Source organism: Sphingomonas sp. (genome assembly GCF_032114135.1).
Taxonomy (GTDB): Bacteria; Pseudomonadota; Alphaproteobacteria; order Sphingomonadales; family Sphingomonadaceae; genus Sphingomonas.
In genome coordinates this window covers 1,288,450-1,303,010 of record NZ_DAMCTA010000001.1, presented here as the reverse complement: position 1 = coordinate 1,303,010, position 14,561 = coordinate 1,288,450, and the positions used below count along the sequence as shown (strand labels likewise).

Annotated in this window: 18 protein-coding genes; 9 read left to right on the top strand and 9 right to left on the bottom strand. The window is 67.3% G+C overall.

Going from position 1 to position 14,561, the window contains the following annotated elements:
• Nucleotides 1–21: 21 nt before the first annotated feature.
• Nucleotides 22–573, top strand: a complete 552-nt coding sequence (locus tag RT655_RS05985) for a type 1 glutamine amidotransferase domain-containing protein (RefSeq protein ID WP_313535541.1) — start codon at nucleotides 22–24, stop codon at nucleotides 571–573.
• Here the strand turns inward: RT655_RS05985 and RT655_RS05980 are convergent.
• From RT655_RS05980 to RT655_RS05970, 3 genes are read right to left on the bottom strand one after another with little or no spacing between them, the layout of a single operon-like run.
• On the bottom strand, nucleotides 524–1,612 hold the full coding sequence (locus tag RT655_RS05980; RefSeq protein WP_313535540.1) for an acyltransferase: 1,089 nt from the start codon (nucleotides 1,610–1,612) through the stop codon (nucleotides 524–526). The two genes, RT655_RS05985 and RT655_RS05980, sit on opposite strands and share 50 nt — an antisense overlap.
• Nucleotides 1,609–2,958 (bottom strand): putative O-glycosylation ligase, exosortase A system-associated, encoded by a 1,350-nt coding sequence (locus RT655_RS05975; protein ID WP_313535538.1) that lies wholly within the window; start codon nucleotides 2,956–2,958, stop codon nucleotides 1,609–1,611. The genes RT655_RS05980 and RT655_RS05975 overlap by 4 nt, the downstream gene beginning before the upstream one ends.
• Nucleotides 2,951–3,094, bottom strand: coding sequence for a hypothetical protein (locus RT655_RS05970; protein WP_313535536.1), 144 nt, complete (start codon nucleotides 3,092–3,094; stop codon nucleotides 2,951–2,953). Before RT655_RS05970 ends, RT655_RS05975 begins: the two co-directional genes overlap by 8 nt.
• A gap of 81 nt (nucleotides 3,095–3,175) precedes the next feature.
• Here RT655_RS05970 and RT655_RS05965 point away from each other — a divergent pair, with 81 nt between their 5' ends.
• Nucleotides 3,176–4,378: a TIGR04063 family PEP-CTERM/XrtA system glycosyltransferase gene (locus RT655_RS05965; RefSeq protein WP_313535535.1), complete on the top strand. Its 1,203-nt coding sequence runs from the start codon at nucleotides 3,176–3,178 to the stop codon at nucleotides 4,376–4,378.
• Nucleotides 4,379–4,418: 40 nt separating this feature from the next.
• The gene (locus tag RT655_RS05960) at nucleotides 4,419–5,126 is read left to right on the top strand and encodes a hypothetical protein (RefSeq protein ID WP_313535533.1); all 708 of its coding nucleotides are present in this window, start codon (nucleotides 4,419–4,421) and stop codon (nucleotides 5,124–5,126) included.
• A gap of 8 nt (nucleotides 5,127–5,134) precedes the next feature.
• Here RT655_RS05960 and RT655_RS05955 read toward each other — a convergent pair whose 3' ends face one another.
• Nucleotides 5,135–5,389: a hypothetical protein gene (locus RT655_RS05955; protein WP_313535531.1), complete on the bottom strand. Its 255-nt coding sequence runs from the start codon at nucleotides 5,387–5,389 to the stop codon at nucleotides 5,135–5,137.
• Between the two features lie 14 nt (nucleotides 5,390–5,403).
• Nucleotides 5,404–5,634 carry a hypothetical protein gene (locus tag RT655_RS05950; RefSeq protein WP_313535529.1) on the bottom strand — a complete coding sequence of 77 codons (231 nt, stop codon included), beginning with the start codon at nucleotides 5,632–5,634 and terminating at the stop codon, nucleotides 5,404–5,406.
• Nucleotides 5,635–5,776: 142 nt separating this feature from the next.
• On the opposite strand from RT655_RS05950, the gene RT655_RS05945 reads away from it, so the two are divergent.
• Nucleotides 5,777–6,340: a S24 family peptidase gene (locus RT655_RS05945; protein ID WP_313535527.1), complete on the top strand. Its 564-nt coding sequence runs from the start codon at nucleotides 5,777–5,779 to the stop codon at nucleotides 6,338–6,340.
• Nucleotides 6,337–6,957, top strand: coding sequence for a class I SAM-dependent methyltransferase (locus RT655_RS05940; protein ID WP_313535525.1), 621 nt, complete (start codon nucleotides 6,337–6,339; stop codon nucleotides 6,955–6,957). The genes RT655_RS05945 and RT655_RS05940 overlap by 4 nt, the downstream gene beginning before the upstream one ends.
• Nucleotides 6,958–6,987: 30 nt before the next feature.
• Here RT655_RS05940 and RT655_RS05935 read toward each other — a convergent pair whose 3' ends face one another.
• On the bottom strand, nucleotides 6,988–9,015 hold the full coding sequence (locus RT655_RS05935) for a M13 family metallopeptidase (RefSeq protein ID WP_313535523.1): 2,028 nt from the start codon (nucleotides 9,013–9,015) through the stop codon (nucleotides 6,988–6,990).
• A gap of 107 nt (nucleotides 9,016–9,122) precedes the next feature.
• Between RT655_RS05935 and RT655_RS05930 the strand changes: the two genes are divergently transcribed.
• Nucleotides 9,123–9,404 (top strand): type II toxin-antitoxin system ParD family antitoxin, encoded by a 282-nt coding sequence (locus RT655_RS05930; protein WP_313535521.1) that lies wholly within the window; start codon nucleotides 9,123–9,125, stop codon nucleotides 9,402–9,404.
• Nucleotides 9,405–9,409: 5 nt separating this feature from the next.
• On the top strand, nucleotides 9,410–9,697 hold the full coding sequence (locus RT655_RS05925) for a type II toxin-antitoxin system RelE/ParE family toxin (protein WP_313536913.1): 288 nt from the start codon (nucleotides 9,410–9,412) through the stop codon (nucleotides 9,695–9,697).
• 75 nt (nucleotides 9,698–9,772) lie between these two features.
• On the opposite strand, the gene glnA is transcribed toward RT655_RS05925, so the two are convergent.
• From glnA to RT655_RS05910, 3 genes are all read right to left on the bottom strand, one after another.
• Nucleotides 9,773–11,185, bottom strand: coding sequence for a type I glutamate--ammonia ligase (gene glnA / locus RT655_RS05920; RefSeq protein ID WP_313535518.1), 1,413 nt, complete (start codon nucleotides 11,183–11,185; stop codon nucleotides 9,773–9,775).
• A 92-nt stretch (nucleotides 11,186–11,277) separates the two neighbouring features.
• Complete coding sequence (locus RT655_RS05915; RefSeq protein ID WP_010544265.1) at nucleotides 11,278–11,616, bottom strand: P-II family nitrogen regulator; 339 nt, start codon at nucleotides 11,614–11,616, stop codon at nucleotides 11,278–11,280.
• A 165-nt stretch (nucleotides 11,617–11,781) separates the two neighbouring features.
• Complete coding sequence (locus RT655_RS05910; protein WP_313535513.1) at nucleotides 11,782–13,089, bottom strand: methyl-accepting chemotaxis protein; 1,308 nt, start codon at nucleotides 13,087–13,089, stop codon at nucleotides 11,782–11,784.
• Nucleotides 13,090–13,297: 208 nt separating this feature from the next.
• On the opposite strand from RT655_RS05910, the gene RT655_RS05905 reads away from it, so the two are divergent.
• Complete coding sequence (locus RT655_RS05905) at nucleotides 13,298–13,495, top strand: hypothetical protein (RefSeq protein WP_313535511.1); 198 nt, start codon at nucleotides 13,298–13,300, stop codon at nucleotides 13,493–13,495.
• Nucleotides 13,496–13,619: 124 nt separating this feature from the next.
• Entirely contained in the window at nucleotides 13,620–14,435 is an 816-nt protein-coding gene (locus RT655_RS05900; protein ID WP_313535509.1) for a ferredoxin--NADP reductase, read from the top strand.
• Nucleotides 14,436–14,561: the final 126 nt, after the last annotated feature.

Genomic DNA, 14,561 nt, shown 5'->3' with positions numbered 1-14,561 from the left:
GAAACGGGAAAGGATGCCCCCATGGCCAATCTGCAGAACGCGCGCGTGCTGATGCTCGCTACCGACGGCTTCGAGGAATCGGAGCTGTTCGGACCGCGTCAGGCGCTGCTCGACGCTGGCGCGCAGGTGACGCTCGCCTCGATCAAGACCGATCCGATCACCGGCGAAAGCGGCGGCGAGAAGGGCAAGAGCATCACGCCGGACACGACGCTGGACCAGATCGAGATCGATCAGTTCGATGCGCTGGTGCTGCCGGGCGGCGTCGGCAATCCCGACAAGCTGCGGATGAACGAGAAGGCGGTCGCGATTGTCCGCAGCTTCATGGATTCGCAGCGACCGGTGGCGGCGATCTGCCATGCGCCGTGGCTGCTGGCCGAGGCAGATGTGGTTGCTGGCCGCCGGCTGACCAGCTGGCCGTCGATCCGCACTGATCTCGCCAACGCCGGCGCTGATGTGGTCGACGAGGAAGTAGTGACCGACGGCAACCTGATCACCAGCCGCAAGCCAGACGACATCCCCGCGTTTAACCGCGCGGTGATCGCCGCGTTAGAAGATGTGACCGCCACGGCCTGAACCCGGGCGTGTTGATCCAGCGCTGCGCGGGGCGCTCCACCCATCGGTGGAGCGCCACCGACGCGGCGAACACCAGCGTGAGGTACATCGCTGCCATCGGCCAGCCGATCGTCGCGGTGCGGACAAGGGCGAGCTTGAACGCGAACCAAAGCAGGAAATGGCTGAGGTACGTCGCGTAGCTGATCTCGCCGAGGCGGTGTAGCAGCGGTCTTTCGAGCGGGTTGCCGCGGATGCCTGCGGTGCAGGCGAGCCCCAGCAACAAGCCGGCGAGCATCGCCGGCACGGCGATCGTCTCGACCAGTCCCATCCCCCACGCCGTTGCGAACAGGGTGGCCCAGCCAAAGCTTACGACCCCGGCGCGAGGTGAGGGTCGGCGCTGCCATAGGCTATGAAGCAGCGTTCCAACCGCGAACTCCACCAGGCAGCGGACAACGCCGAGATGCGCGATGTCGTGCCCCAGCGTAGCCGCGCCGCGGAGAGCGAACGCTGCAGCCAGAGTCGACAACAGCACAACGATCGTCCCCAGAACAACGGGCGGCGCCGCGCGTCGCCAATCAATCCCGGCTATCCAGATCGGAAACAGCAGATAGGCCGCGACCTCGCACGAGATCGACCAGGCGGGATCGTTCCAGCAGAGCGGATCGGCGAACCCCCAAGCCTGTACCAGCAGCAGATGCGCGGGCAACGCACGCAACGGGAATTCGGGCGTGGCTCGGCCACTGGCGTGGAGGATCAGTACCAGCGCGAGCGCGAAGCCGAGCATCGCCGCGTGGAGCGGCCAGATGCGCGCGACGCGCCTGCGCAGGAAGTCCGGCACGGCCGCGAGGCCACCGGCACGCAGCCGCTCGCCATGGCTGAGCGCCAGCACGAAGCCGGAGAGCAGGAAGAAGAAATCGACCGCGAGATAGCCCTTGGCCAATACCGCCTCGACGATGGCGGGGAGGCCCGCAAGCGCGCCGCGAACGTGATACAACACGACCCACCAGGCCGCGATCCCGCGGGCGGAGGTGAGCGCGCGGAGCTCGCCGGGCTTGCTCATGCGGCGACAGCGCGCGCCTTGCGCAGCGGCCGCCAGTCCGCCGCCGCGCGCTTGCGGGCGCAATAGGTGTCGAGCCCGACCTGCGCGCCGATCAGCATGTAGATGAAAGGCTGGAAGGCGATCGCCACGAATGCCGCGCCCAGCAAATAGACGATGTGTCCGTTCTGCAGCGCGGCGGCGAGCGGCGCGATCCACGCCTGGTCTTCTTCGGCGCGCGCATAGCGGCGGCGCAGCACCTCCATGCGAAACAGCCCGGCAAGGTTGATCGTCAGCCACAGCGCGAGGCCGGGATAGCCCTGCTCGCCGAGCATCTCAAAATAGGCGCTGTGATAGGCGCGCGCCTTGTCCACCTCCAGCGAGCGATCGACCACCGCGACGCCGCCCTGGTCCTCGACCGCCACCTTCTCGTAGCGGATCTGGTTCTGGCGATAGGCCTCGAACCCGCCGCCCAGCGGGTGGCTGCGGGCATAATCCATCGTCCATTGCCACACGGCGAGGCGGGTGGAGGCGGAGGCGTCCCCCTGATAGGTCTTGATCGTGCCCATCCGCTCGGTGAACGCGGAGGGGAGGAAGGGCAGGGCGGCCACGCCCATCGCCGACACGCAGCCCAGATAGAGCAGTTTTCTCTGGCTATCCCGCAGCATCAGCAAGGCGACGAGCCCGATGCAGAGCAGACCGGTGCGCGTCGAGGTACCGATCGGGATCAGCAGGCAGGCGAAGCACAGCGCATAGGCAAAGGCCTTCACCCGCCAGTCCGGCGCAAAAAGCGTGCCGTGGCGGGTGAACCACAGGATCAGCGGCAGGATCGCGATCGCGACGGTGGAGATGGTGCTGCCCTCGTACAGCCCCGAATTGTTCGCGACCATCAGGTTCAGCTCGCCATAGCCGCCGCCGGAGATGATCGTCTTGATCGCGCCTACGATGATGATCGAGCTTGCCGAAAGCACCATGAACAGCAGCAGCGCCTCGATGCGCAGCCGAGTGCGCAAGGTGAGCGGCAGGAACGCGGCGAAGGCCAGCGCCTTCCACACCCAGTCCCATTTGTCCTTGGCTTCCAGCGGGAAATCGGCGTGCAGCGTGGTGAACCAGCAATAGCCGATCAGCGCCACGATCAGCAGCTGGCGCGGCGCCACCCGAACGTCGCGCTTGTCGTCGAACAGCAGGAAACCGGCCAGCGCCAGCGCTGCCGCCATCGCCGAGATCGGCAGCGCATTGAGCAGCAGATAGGTCAGCCGCTGGGGGGCGACGATGTCGATATAGGCATAGACCAGCACGAACAGGAACGGCTTGCGAAACCCCGTGCCGAACAGCGCCGCCAGGAACAGGACGAAGACATAGTCACGCACCGCGCTTGCCCCAGCGTCTGCGCTTCTCCGTATCTGGTGCGGTCCCCTCGCGATCGAGGTCGGGGCGGCGGAGCAGCAGGAAGGCCGCGAGCAGCATCAGCCCGTGGGTGAGTGCAAGCGAGAGATTGTCGATCATCGGGCGGCCGTTCCTTCCGCCCCCTCCCTAGCGCAGCCGCAGTTGACGTGCCGTTAAGCGCGGCGTGGCATGCAGTCCGCCATGCGAGTCCTCCACCTTCTGGATCACGGCCTGCCCCTCCACAGCGGCTATGCCTTCCGCACCCGCGCGATCCTCAAGGCCGAGCTGGCGCGCGGCTGGGAGGTGGCGGCGGTCACGGGGCCACGCCACGGCCCCGCGCCCGCCGACGCGGAAATGGTCGATGGCCTGCGCTTCTTCCGGACGCCCCCCGTTTCGTCGCGATTGCCGGGCCTTGGCGAGTGGCGCGAGATCGATGCGTTCGCGCAGCGCGTTCGCCAGGTCGTGAAAAGCTTCCGGCCCGACGTGCTGCACGCCCATTCGCCCGTGCTCTGCGCCCTTGCCGGGCTCCGCGTACGGCGCTGGACCGGCGTGCCGCTGCTCTATGAGATCCGCGCCTTTTGGGAGGATGCCGCAGTCGGCAACGGAACCGGGCGCGAGGGCAGCCTACGCTACCGTCTGACCAAGGCACTGGAGACGCACGCCGTGCGACAGGCCGATGCGGTGGCGGTGATTTGCGACGGACTGCGCGGCGACCTGGTCGCGCGCGGTATCGATCCTGCCAAGATCGCGGTCTCGCCCAATGGCGTCGACATGGAGCTGTTTGGCGAGCCCCTGCCGGGGGACGCGGCACTGGCTGCCGAACTCGGCCTGGCGGGGGCCGAGACGATCGGCTTTATCGGCAGCTTCTACGACTATGAGGGGCTCGACGTGCTGATCGCCGCGATGCCCGCGCTCGTCGCCAGGAGGCCGACGGTTCAGTTGCTGCTCGTCGGCGGCGGGCCCGCCGAGTCGGCTCTGCGCGCGCAGGCGGCGGCGTCTAGCGTTGCGAATCGCATCCATTTTCTCGGCCGCGTGCCGCACGAAACGGTCGAGCGCTATTACAGCCTGATCGACGTACTGGTCTATCCGCGGAAAAAGATGCGGCTGACCGAGCTGGTCACGCCGCTCAAGCCGCTGGAAGCGATGGCGCAGCAGCGACTGGTCGCGGCATCGGATGTGGGAGGGCACCGCGAACTGATCCAGGACGGCGTTACCGGTACCTTGTTTGCAGCCGATGATCCCATCGCGCTCGCGGAGGCGCTGCAAAATTTATTTGCCGAGCGGAATCAATGGGATGCGCGAAAAACCCGCGCCCGCAGGTACGTCGAGGCCAAGCGCAACTGGTCTGTAAATATTGCAGTCTATGACGGTTTGTATGAAAACCTTGCCATAAAGATGGCATGACAATCACGTGGTCGCACACGTTTCGGGTATACGCATGAGAATGCCGTTCGTTCCCACTGCCGCCCTGTTGCTGGGCGGTGTATCGGCCTTGGCCGTGGTCGCCGTTCCGGCGACGGGGCTGGACGCATCGATGTTCGGCATGACGGGTGCGGCGGCGCAGCTTGCCGGTCTTTCCAGGCTTCTGTTGACGATTGGCGCAGGCGCCGGCGGCGCGGGCGTGGGCGCACTCGCAGCGCGATGGTTTGCGCGGCGTGATTTCGCTGCCGTTTCACCGCGCGATCCGGGGATGCTGCCGACTCCTGCGATTCGTCGTGCCGACGCACATCCCGACGCGCGGCCGCGCCCGCCACTGCGTGCGATGCACGATCTCGACATGCCAGCCTGGGCGTTGCCCAGAGTGCCGGTGGAGGAGGAGGCTGGGGCCGCCGAGCGCGACCTTCCGGTCGATCTGGAGCAGCCGCTGGCCGCCTTCGATCCCAAGGCCATCCCGGCCGTGCCGCTGCCGCCGCCCGTGCCGCCGCGCCGCGAACGTGCAGCGAGCGCGGGCTTGCGGTCACCGGCGAGCCGGGATCCTGCCGACCGGCCCCTCCGCCTCGATAGCGACGCCTCGGTGCACGCGCTGCTTGAACGGCTGGAGCGCGGTGTTGTCCGCCGCAATCAGGTTTCGCAGGCGCGCGGGCGTGTGCGACCCGATCGCGGGCTGGACGACGCACTCGCCGCATTGCGCAGCCTCGCTCGCCAGGCCTGAGGGCCGCGTCAGCATTCCTCGACGGTCAGCGCCTCGATCGCGGCGTGCAGCACGCCGTCCGCCGACTTCACCGATCCCGCCTGCAGATCCGCGACGAGATGGCCGCGGAGCGGCAATTCCAGCTCCGGTAGCGCTACGAGCCAAGCCTGCGCGACGATGCTCCCATCCAGTTCCAGCAGCATGCGATGCCGGGCACCGCTGAACGTCACGCTCGCCCACGGCACCCAGTTCGCCTCGACGATCCTGAGGACGCAGTCCTCCACCGCCGCGGCTGCGATCAGCGCGCGCTCGAGCCGCGCGCCGACATCGCGCCGCCGCGCCGCCCGGGCTTCCAGGCCGGCGGGGCGGCGAGGAACGCACGCAGCCGTGCCGTCAATGCCGGTCCCGGCACGCGGCCCTGCCGCAAATCGCCGACCAGTCGCGGATCCCCCGCCGCCAGTCGCCCGAACCGCGTCGCCGGCATCCGCGTTCGTTCCAGATACGCTTCGATTTCCCCGTGCAAGGACACCCATGTCCTCCTCCTTCGACTCGGATGATCACGATATGTTCTCATCTGAGTCTTGCCTAGGAAAAATCCTAAGTGTAGGAAAGGGGGTATGGAAGCCGATGTGCAACGGGCAAATTTTGCGAAGCTGGTAGCCGCCAGGAGGGTGAGTCTCGCCACGTTGTCGCGCGTGCTCGGGCGCAACCCGGCCTATCTGCAGCAATATCTCATGCGCGGCTCGCCGCGCGAGCTGCCCGAGCGCGATCGCGCGCGGTTGGCGGAATATCTGGGGGTCGACGAAACGCTGCTGGGCGGCAGACCGCAGGCGGAACTGGTGACGGTACCCCGGATCGACCTGGGCGCGTCGGCGGGGCCAGGGGGCTGGGCGGAGGACGAGAGGGTGCAGGCGCCCTTCGCCTTCCCGCCCGTGTTGCTGCGGCAGCTGGGCGTGCGTCCCGAAGCCGCATCGATGGTGCGCGTGACGGGCGATTCGATGGCGCCGACGCTGAGTGACGGCGACGAGATCCTGGTCGACCGCGACCGCTGCCGGATCGATGCCCGCGGCATCTTCGTGCTGCGGGTGGAGGGCGAGCTGCTGGTCAAGCGGCTGCGCGCGGCGGTGGGGGGCGTCGAGCTGGTGAGCGACAACCCGGCCTATCCGGTGCGACTGGCGCGCGCGGGGCACTTCCAGCTGATCGGCCGGGTCGCCTGGCTCGGGCGCGCGCTGTGAGCCCGAATTTCGACGTTACCGCGTTCATCCGCGAGCATTTGCCGGTCGTGCCGGTACCCGGCGTGCCCGAACTGCGCCTGCACAAGGCGGGGCCAGCGAGCGGCGTCGGCCGGCTGGGCGAGGCTGCCCCCTATTGGGCCTATTGGTGGGGCGGCGGGCTGGCGTTGGCGCGCTACGTGCTGGACCATCCGGCCCAGGTTGCCGGACGGCGGGTCCTGGATCTCGGCGCAGGCTCGGGGCTGGTCGGGATCGCCGCCGCGCGCGCGGGCGCGGCCGAGGTCACGACGTCCGAGATCGATTCCCATGCGCGCGCCGCCATCGCGCTCAATGCAGCGCTGAACCAGGTTACGCTGGCGGAGAGTATCGGCGACATCACGGGCGGGCCGGCGCCCGATGCCGACCTGCTGCTCGTCGGCGACGTGTTTTACGCGCCCGAGGTGGCGAGGCGAGTCACCGCCTTCCTTGATCGCTGCGTGGCGGCTGGCACCACGGTGCTGGTCGGCGACCCGTGGCGCTCGCCGCTGCCGGTCGAGCGGCTGCGCTTGCTGGCCCGCTACGACGTCGCCGAAACCCGCGTGACCAAGCCAGCGGGGGTATTCGCCTATCGGGCCGGGTGAGGCCGGGGGCAGGGCGCCCCCGGCGTTGGCTTACCAGACGTGCACCCGCGCTTCGGGTGCTAGGTACAGCGCATCGCCCGGCTTCACGCCGAACGCCTTGTACCAGGCGTCCATGTTCCGAACGATGCCGTTTACCCGATACTTGTCCGGGCTGTGCGGATCGGAGAGCAGCTGCGCCCGCACCGCGCCTTCGCGCGCCTTGCCCTGCCAACTGGCGGCATAGGCGAGGAAGAAGCGCTGGTCGCCGGTCAGTCCGTCCAGCACCTTGGGCTCGCCGTGGCGGGCGACATAGCGGCGATAGGCGGCATAGGCGACTTCGAGCCCGCCGAGATCGGCGAGGTTCTCGCCGAGGGTCAGCTGGCCTTTGATGTGGACGCCGGGGATCGGTTCATAGGCATCGAACTGCTTGACCAGCGCCTGGGCATGCGCGGTGTAGCGCTCGGCCGACTGCGCGGTCCACCAGTCGCGCAATTTGCCGCTGGCGTCGAACTGGCGGCCTTCGTCGTCGAAGCCATGGCCCATTTCGTGGCCGATCGTCGCACCCGTCTCGCCATAGTTCACCGCCGGATCGGCAGCGGGATCGAAGAAGGGAGGGGCGAGCTGGGCGGCCGGGAAGGTCACCTGGTTCATCACCGGATCGTAATAGGCGTTCACCGTCTGCGGGGTCATCTCCCACAGCGTGCGATCGACCGGCTTGCCGAGTCGCGACAGCTGCAGCTTCCATTCGAATTCGTCCGAGGCGAGGTCGTTGGCCAGCGGATCGGTGGCGCTGACCGGCATCGAGGCATAGTCGATATACTTCTCCGGATGGCCGATGCGCGGATCGAACGCGGCGAGCTTGGCGAGCGCTTCCTTGCGGGTGGGGGCGTCCATCCAGGCGGCGGCCTTGATCTTGTCCGCATAAGCGGCGCGGAGATCCTCGACCAGCTCCTTGGACAGCGCCTCGGCGGCCGGGCCCCAATGGCGCTCGGCGTAGATCTTGCCGATCGCCTCGCCCAGCGCGCCGTTCACCACCCGCACGCCGCGCTTCCAGCGCTCCGACTGCGCCTGCACGTCGCGCAGCGTATGGCCGTAGAAATCGAACTGTGCGGCGTCGAACGCCTTGGGCAGCACCGACGCATGGTCGCTGATGAATCGGAAGCGCAGCCAGTCCTTCCAGACGGCGAGCGGCACGTCGCCCAGCCGCTTGGCGGCGGCGGTGACGGCGGTCGTCTCGCGGACGATGACGGTGGGCATCTTGCCCAGGCCCTGATGGGCGAGCACGGCATCCCAATCGAACTCGGGTGCCAGCTTGGCGAGCTGGGCGCGGTCCATCGGGTTATAGGTCTTCTGCGGATCGCGGCGCGCCTCGGGCGTCCACTGGTCCCTGGCGAGGCTGGTCTCGAGCGCGAGGATCGCATCGGCCTTGGCCTCGGCGTCAGGGATGCCGGCCAGCTGCTGGATCTTGACGATATAGGCGCGATAGGCCTTGCGGATCGTCTCGTACTTCTCGCCGGGCAGCAGATAATAGTCGCGGGTCGGCAGGCCCAGGCCCGCCTGGCCGGCCATCACGGTGTAGCGGGTCGGATCCTTCTCGTCCGCCCCGATGCCGATGCCGATCGGGCTGGCATAGCCGTGGTCGGCCATCAACAGTTCGAGCGCGCGGCGATCCTGCACGGCATCGATGCGGGCAAGGTACGGCTTGAGCGGTGCGGTGCCGCGTGCCTCGATCCCAGCCTCGTCCATATAGGCATGATAATAGGTTGCGACCTGGCGCAGCACCGGATCGCTGGGCGAGGGGCCCGCATCCTCGATCAGCTTGCGCACTTCGATCTCGGTCTCGTCGGGGAGGTCGTAATTATAGCCGATCCGCGCCTTGTCGGCCGGGATCGGCGCGTCGCGCAGCCAGCTCCCCAGTGCATAGGCGTAGAAGTCGTTCCCCGGCTTCACGCTGCGATCCATGGTGGTGAGGTCGACGCCCCAGGGGCCGTATTTGGCCGTTGCGGCGGTCTGGGCGAGGGCGGGGGAAGCGAGCAGGGAAGTGCCGAGCAGCAGCGCTGCGAGACGCGGAAGACGCATGGAGACGGAGTCCTTCTGGGTGACGTAGCTGGCTAGCACGGTGCGGCGACGCACGGAAGCGTGGAGCCTCATGGCAATTTATGTCATACGGCAGAGCGGAGGTGGCGATGGCATCCATGAACATATCCCTGCCCGATCCCATGCGGGACTTTGTCGAAGCGCGCATCGCTGGTGGTCACTATGCGAGCGCCAGCGACTATGTGCGCGACCTCATTCGACGTGATCAGGCGCAGGCTGCTAGCGAGGACCGCTGGCTGCGGGCGCTCGACGAGTCGATCGCGCGGGGCCTGACGGAGGTGGCCGCGGGTCAGGTTCACGATCTCGATGACGTCGTGGCCGCACTGGACGCGGAAATCGCGGGCATTGCAGGAGCATCGCGCTCCCGATGAAGGTGGTGTTGACGGCCGATGCCCGGTCCGATCTCCGCGCCATCGCCCTATTCATCGCCGAAGAAAATCCGACGCGCGCGCGCAGCTTCGCCGCGGAACTGCGCGATGTGGCTGCGCGGCTCGGCAGCATGCCGCGGGCATTTCCGCTTGTCCCGCGTTATGAGCAGTACGGCATCCGGCGCCGATCCTGGCGCGGCTATGGGATCCTGTACGGCGTCTCCGAGGACCGGGTGGTCGTCTATCGCATCCTCGGTCCCGGGCAGGATCATGACCGCGCGCTGCAGCTGAGCTAGGCGCAGCACACACACGCAAAAGAAAAGGGCGCCCGGATCGCTCCGGACGCCCTTCTACAGCCGATCCCGAAAGGATCAGCTCGAATAGTACATGTCGTACTCGACCGGGCTCGGGGTCATTTCCCAACGGGCCACGTCGGCGCGCTTGATCTCGATATAGGCCTCGATCTGGTCCTTCGAGAACACGTCGCCCTTCAGCAGGAAGTCGAAATCGGCTTCCAGGCTGTCCAGCGCCTCGCGGAGCGAACCGCACACGGTCGGCACTTCGGCCAGCTCGGCCGGGGGCAGATCGTACAGGTTCTTGTCCATCGGCTCGCCCGGGTGGATCTTGTTCTGGATGCCGTCCAGGCCCGCCATCAGCAGCGCCGAATAGCAGAGATACGGGTTGGCCAGCGCGTCCGGGAAGCGGAACTCGACGCGCTTCGCCTTGCTGCCCGTGCCGTACGGGATGCGGCACGAGGCCGAACGGTTGCGGCTCGAATAGGCGAGCAGCACCGGCGCCTCATAGCCCGGGACCAGACGCTTGTAGCTGTTGGTCGACGGGTTGGTGAAGGCGTTGAGCGCCTTGGCGTGCTTGATCACGCCGCCGATGAAGTAGAGGCAGGTGTCGCTGAGGCCCGCATAGCCGTTGCCGGCGAACAGCGGATTGCCCTTCTCCCAGATCGACATGTGGGTGTGCATGCCCGAGCCGTTATCTTCCTTGATCGGCTTCGGCATGAAGGTCGCGGTCTTGCCATAGGCCTGGGCGACCTGGTGCACGACATATTTGTAGATCTGCATGCGATCGGCGGTGGTCACCAGCGTGCCGAAGGTCAGGCCCAGCTCGTGCTGCGCGGCGGCGACTTCGTGGTGGTGCTTGTCGCAGGGCAGGCCCATTTCGAGCATGGTCGAAACCATCTCGCCGCGGATGTCGACGGCCGAGTCGACCGGCGCGACGGGGAAATAGCCGCCCTTGGCGCGCGGACGGTGGCCGAGGTTGCCGGCTTCGTACTCGCGGCCCGAGTTGCCCGGCAGCTCGATGTCGTCGATCTTGTAGTAGCTGGTCGAGTAGCTGTTCTCGAAGCGCACGTCGTCGAACATGAAGAACTCGGCTTCGGGGCCGACATAGATGGTGTCGCCGATGCCGGTAGTCTTGAGATAGCTCTCGGCGCGCTTCGCGGTCGAGCGCGGATCGCGGGCATAGAGCTCGCCGGTCGAGGGTTCGACGACGTCGCACACCAGGATCAGCATCGGGGTGGCCGAGAACGGATCGATCCACACCGCGTCGAGATCCGGCTTGAGGATCATGTCGGACTCGTTGATCGCCTTCCACCCCTCGATCGACGAACCGTCGAACATCAGGCCGTCGGTCAGCTCGTCCTCGCCGAGGATCGAGGCGACCATGGTCAGGTGCTGCCACTTGCCCTTGGGGTCGGTGAAGCGCAGGTCGATCCACTCGATCTCCTGATCCTTCACCATCTTCAGGATGTCACTGGCCGAATTCGCCATCGTAATGCCCTTTCGCTCTCTTTCGTCTGCCCGACGAGTCGGGCAATAAAATTGCTCGCGCGCCGGCCTCATCGCCGCCGCCTTCGCTTACGTCAAACGGCGTTTTCGTTGCGCTCGCCGGTGCGGATGCGCAGCGCGGTCTCGACCGGGATGACGAAGATCTTGCCGTCGCCGATCCGGCCGGTCTGCGCCGCGGCGGCGATCGCCTCCACCACGCGCTCGGCCAGCGTGTCTTCCACCACTACTTCCAGCTTCACCTTGGGCAGGAAGTCCACGACATATTCGGCGCCGCGATAGAGCTCGGTATGGCCCTTCTGGCGGCCGAAGCCCTTGGCTTCAGTGACGGTGATCCCCGAGACGCCCACTTCGTGCAGCGCCTCCTTCACTTCATCCAGCTTGAACGGCTTGATGATGGCTTCGATCTTTTTCACGTTTTCCCCCAGGCAGCGGAAACGCCCGCGACAGGTCTGATTCCTGGGTGTTTAGCAACCTGCATGCCAGAACGGGAATAGCCAGCGTGCCGCTACGCGCCGAACGGTTTTCGGCGCGGAACTCTGCCTGATTATCGGGCAGCGCCTGCCCAATCGCTTGGCAGGTCAGGCGGCACGGACCTCGAACAGGAAGCGATCGATCCCGTCGGACAGTTGCTCCGCACCGGTGAGCAGCCCGGCGGAGAGATCGCCGATGGCGGTGGCGTTCCCCGAGGCTGCGTGCGAGGCGGCGCGGACCTGCTCAATATCGGTCTGTACCGCGCGTGTCCCGGCCACGCTTTCCGCGACGTTGCGGGCGATGCTGCGGGTCGCGTGATTCTGGTCGCGCACCGCGCATGCGATACTGGAGGAGAGGCCGGCGATGCCGGTGATCGCCTGCTCGACCCGCTGATGGTTGGTGGTGACGCGGTCCACCACGCCGCGAATGCCGGCGATCTTGGTGCTCACGCTCTGCGCGGCATGGCGAACCTGGCCGGCCAGAGCCTTGATCTCGTTGGCCACCACGGTGAAGCCGCGGCCCGCCTCACCCGCCCGCGCTGCCTCGATCGCGGCGTTCAATGCGAGCAAATTCACTTGCCCGGCAATCTCGCCGATCGTCACGGTAACCGCGCCGACATTCTTGGCAAAGGCGTCGAGCTCGGCGGTGCCCAGGCGGCTGTCGTCGACGAGCGCCACCGCTTCGGCGGCCGAAGCGCGCGCGGTCACCGTGTCCCGGCCGATCGCGTCGAGCGTCGCCGCCAGCGCCTCCGATTCGCGTGCGATCTCGGCCAGATTGTCGTGGCTCTGGGCTACGGCGGCGGCGAGGGCGGTCGCCGAGGCGCTGTTGGCACCGGCGCGCTCGACGGTGGCGGCGGCGCTGGAGCGCAGCGTACCAGCAAGATCGCGCAGCTGCCCGGCCATCGCGCCGACCTCGGCCTCGATCCGCTCGCTCGCCGCCTCGATGCGGCGGGCGCGGGCGGTCTGCTCCGCCGCCTCGCGCACCCGGTCCTCGGCAGCGAGCTGGATGATGCGGCGGTTGCTGATCGCCGCGAACAGCTGCCCGCCGCGGGTGAGGATCATGCCTTCCTGTCCGTCGGCGGCCGAATAGGCATCGACAAGCGCGCGCGGTGACTGGGCATAGTCGGCGACGGGGCAGTCGCGCACCATCGATTCCAGCCGACGCCCATAGGCCGGGTTGCGCAGCAGCGCATGGCCATAGGGGTTGAGCAGCAGCCGGCGAACGTCCTTCTCGAACACCGCGCCCAGGGGCTGCTGGCGCGCGTCGAGCACGGGCAGCAGCCGCAACGACGGATCGTCCTGGAAGCAGCGGACCGCCTCGCCGAGCGGCGTCTCCAGCGTAAGCCAGGGGGGATCGCGCTCGGCCTCGGTGAGCCACGCGAAGAGGAAGCGGAGATGGGCGGGCATGTCGAGCATCGACGCCCCGGTAGGGCACGGCGGTAAACGAGCGATTAGTGTTTGATGACAGGTTTACGACATTCCCCCATGAAATCTTCGGACATTTGCGGCTGAAACTGCGTGCGAACGTTACCGGCAAACGATTACGCGCTGGACAGGGGAAGCTTGGATGCGATCGCCGCCGATGAATGCGCCAGCCGAGTTGCGACGGCGGGCTCTCGACGGCGTGGCCTCGCCAGACGCGCGTTCGGTGGTGGTTGCCCGCGGTTCGCTCGTTCTGATGGCGCACGGCCTGTCGGCGGTACGGCCCGAGCAGCGGGAGGAGTGCTGGATCGAGATCGAGGGGGGTACCCTGACGGCGGACGATACCATGGCGCTGCTGCAACACTGGACGACCGGCGCGCCGATGGCACAGGGCGTTTAGGCCGCCGAAGCGCTACTTTCTGGACGCAGGCGGCTTCTGATGGCAGAGGGCCGCCTTTGTATTGCCAGTTCCGGCCAGCCTCTTGGCGGCCGGGCCGACCAGAGCGTTACGAGGACCCGCTTTCATGACCGTCGACACGCGCGCGCCCGCGCTGCTTCCCGAACATCCCGCCTTCGCCACCGCCAAGGTGCTGTGGGTCCGCCACTGGAACGAGCATCTGTTCAGCTTCGCGATCGAGCGGCCGTCCAGCTTCCGCTTCCGCTCGGGCGAGTTCGTGATGATCGGGCTGGAAGGCGAGGGCGGCAAGCCGCTGATGCGCGCTTACTCCGTCGCGAGCCCGTCTTGGGCGGAGGAGCTCGAGTTCCTTTCGATCAAGGTGCAGGACGGTCCGCTGACCTCCAAGCTGCAGAAGATCGTGCCGGGGGACGACATCTATCTCGGCAAGAAGTCGACCGGCACGCTCGTCGCCGATGCGCTGCTGCCGGGCCGCCGGCTGTTCCTGCTCTCCACCGGCACCGGTCTGGCGCCGTTCCTCAGCGTCGCGCGCGATCCCGAGATCTACGAGCGGTTCGAGCAGGTGATCGCGGTGCACAGCGTGCGCCGGGTAAGCGACCTTGCCTATCATGACGAACTCGCCGCCAAGCTGGCGGAGGATCCGCTGATCGGCGAGCAGGCCGCGCAGCAGTTCCACTATGTCCCGACCGTGACGCGCGAGCCGTTTCACACCAGCGAGCGCATCGGCGCGCTGCTCGAGAACGGCAAGCTGTTCGAAGGCGTGCCGGGCGATGCGGTGCTGCATCCGGAAACCGACCGCGTGATGCTGTGCGGATCGATGGACATGATCCGCGATTTCGCCACGCTGCTCGAAGGCAAGGGCTTCAAGGAAGGCTCGAACAATGCGCCGGGCGATTTCGTGATCGAGCGCGCCTTCGTCGGCTGAGGTCTGACGGCGCTGGCTAGCGCTGCCGCCTCGATTAGCGTCTCCTCTCCCGCGAAGCGGGGGAGGGGGACCGCCGCCGAAGGCGGTGATGGAGGGGGAATGCCCCTTCCGCCGCGGCAAGCCCCC

What these genes read in the sequence shown, in the direction of transcription:
- RT655_RS05985 (WP_313535541.1), top strand. Translation starts at nt 22, where the DNA reads ATGGCCAATCTGCAGAACGCGCGCGTGCTGATGCTCGCTACCGACGGC.
- RT655_RS05980 (WP_313535540.1), bottom strand. Translation starts at nt 1,612, where the DNA reads ATGAGCAAGCCCGGCGAGCTCCGCGCGCTCACCTCCGCCCGCGGGATC.
- RT655_RS05970 (WP_313535536.1), bottom strand. Translation starts at nt 3,094, where the DNA reads ATGATCGACAATCTCTCGCTTGCACTCACCCACGGGCTGATGCTGCTC.
- RT655_RS05965 (WP_313535535.1), top strand. Translation starts at nt 3,176, where the DNA reads ATGCGAGTCCTCCACCTTCTGGATCACGGCCTGCCCCTCCACAGCGGC.
- RT655_RS05960 (WP_313535533.1), top strand. Translation starts at nt 4,419, where the DNA reads ATGCCGTTCGTTCCCACTGCCGCCCTGTTGCTGGGCGGTGTATCGGCC.
- RT655_RS05935 (WP_313535523.1), bottom strand. Translation starts at nt 9,015, where the DNA reads ATGCGTCTTCCGCGTCTCGCAGCGCTGCTGCTCGGCACTTCCCTGCTC.
- RT655_RS05930 (WP_313535521.1), top strand. Translation starts at nt 9,123, where the DNA reads ATGGCATCCATGAACATATCCCTGCCCGATCCCATGCGGGACTTTGTC.
- glnA (WP_313535518.1), bottom strand. Translation starts at nt 11,185, where the DNA reads ATGGCGAATTCGGCCAGTGACATCCTGAAGATGGTGAAGGATCAGGAG.
- RT655_RS05910 (WP_313535513.1), bottom strand. Translation starts at nt 13,089, where the DNA reads ATGCTCGACATGCCCGCCCATCTCCGCTTCCTCTTCGCGTGGCTCACC.
- RT655_RS05900 (WP_313535509.1), top strand. Translation starts at nt 13,620, where the DNA reads ATGACCGTCGACACGCGCGCGCCCGCGCTGCTTCCCGAACATCCCGCC.